Origin of the sequence: Scleromatobacter humisilvae, from assembly GCF_023231945.1 — a bacterium.
GTDB classification, from domain to species: domain Bacteria; phylum Pseudomonadota; class Gammaproteobacteria; order Burkholderiales; family Burkholderiaceae_C; genus Scleromatobacter; species Scleromatobacter humisilvae.
Window position 1 is genome coordinate 1 of sequence record NZ_JAJLJH010000026.1, and the last position, 757, is coordinate 757.

Annotated in this window: 1 protein-coding gene; it reads right to left on the bottom strand. The window is 69.1% G+C overall.

Going from position 1 to position 757, the window contains the following annotated elements; genetic code table 11:
• Positions 1 to 757: electron transfer flavoprotein subunit alpha/FixB family protein (locus LPC04_RS29020; RefSeq protein ID WP_275685823.1), on the bottom strand; the 757-nt coding region annotated here is incomplete at both ends.

The following is a 757-nucleotide window of genomic DNA, read 5'->3' on the forward strand; positions in this document are numbered from 1 at the left end:
ATCATTTCGGGCACGGCGACGAACAGGTCGGCGACGAGCCCGTAGTCGGCCACCGAGAAGATCGGCGCTTCCTCGTCCTTGTTGATCGCGACGATCACCTTCGAGTCCTTCATGCCGGCCAGGTGCTGGATCGCGCCCGAGATGCCGCACGCGACATACAGCTGCGGTGCGACGATCTTGCCCGTCTGGCCGACTTGCCAGTCGTTGGGCGCGTAGCCCGCGTCGACGGCGGCGCGCGAGGCGCCCAGCGCCGCGCCCAGCTTGTCGGCCAGCGGCGTCAGCACCTCGTTGAACTTCTCGCTGGAGCCCATCGCACGGCCGCCCGAGACGATGATCTTGGCGGCGGTCAGCTCCGGCCGATCGAGCTTGGCGATCTCCTTGCCGACGAACGCGCTCTTGCCCGAGTCCGCGACGGCCGCAATGGTCTCGACGGCCGCCGAACCGCCCGTTGCAGCGGCGGGATCGAAGCCCGTGGTGCGCACGGTGGCAACCTTGACCGGCTGCGAGCACTGCACCGTGGCGATGGCGTTGCCGGCGTAGATCGGGCGCTCGAAGGTGTCGGCGCTGATCACCTTGCTGATGTCGCTCAGCTGGCCCACGTCGAGCTTGGCGGCGACGCGCGGGGCGACGTTCTTGCCGTGGGCGGTCGCGGGAAAGAAGATGTGGCTGTAGGCCGGGGCCACGGCCAGCACCTGCGCGGCAACGTTCTCGGCGAGCTGCTCAGTGAGCGACGCGCCGTCGGCGTGCAGCACCTTGG